Annotated in this window: 1 protein-coding gene; it reads left to right on the forward strand. The window is 68.9% G+C overall.

Features of this window, described 5'->3' with window-relative positions; translation table 11 throughout:
- Positions 1-634: PPE domain-containing protein (locus AC5Y4D_RS27335; protein ID WP_500038779.1), on the forward strand; the 634-nt coding region annotated here is incomplete at both ends.

Genomic DNA, 634 nt, shown 5'->3' on the forward strand with positions numbered 1-634 from the left:
GTCGTTGGTGGTGTCGAATCTGTTCGGTCAGAACGCACCGGCCATCGCGGCGATGGAAGAGGCCTACGAGCAGTTCTGGGCCCAGGACGTGGTCGCGATGCTGGGTTACCACGGCGGCGCTTCGGCGGCTGCGGCGGCGCTGACCCCATTCACCAAGTTGCCGTTGGGTTCGTTGGCCGGTGCGGGCGGTTTCGTCAAGGCTGCGGTGGCGGAGTTGTCGGGCCTGGCCGCCGGTGTGAACGGTGGCCTCAAAGGCGGCTTGGGTGCGGTCAGCGTGCGGCTGAGCAGCCTGCTGGGTGGGTTCAATCTCGCCGGGGTGTTGCGCGGTCTGCAGCTGGGTACCGGCGGCCTGGCGAACCTGGGGCTGCACGAGCTAGGTGGTATCGGGACCGGCGGACCGGCTGCGGCCGGGGGTTGGGGATCGTTCGGACGTAACGGCTGGGGTTCGGGTCTGTGGGGTCGCCTCGGCGGCTCCGGCGCTGGCCTGCAGGCGTTTGTCGCGAGCCTGTCCGGTTCGGGCGGGCTGAGCAGCCTGCTCAACAGCGCAACCGTCACGACCGCCCTGACCGGTGTGCTGAGCAGCCCGAGTGTGACCAGCCTGCTCAGCAGCCCGACCGTGAGCAACCTGCTCAAT

The organism is Mycobacterium sp. NGS67 (assembly GCF_059812185.1).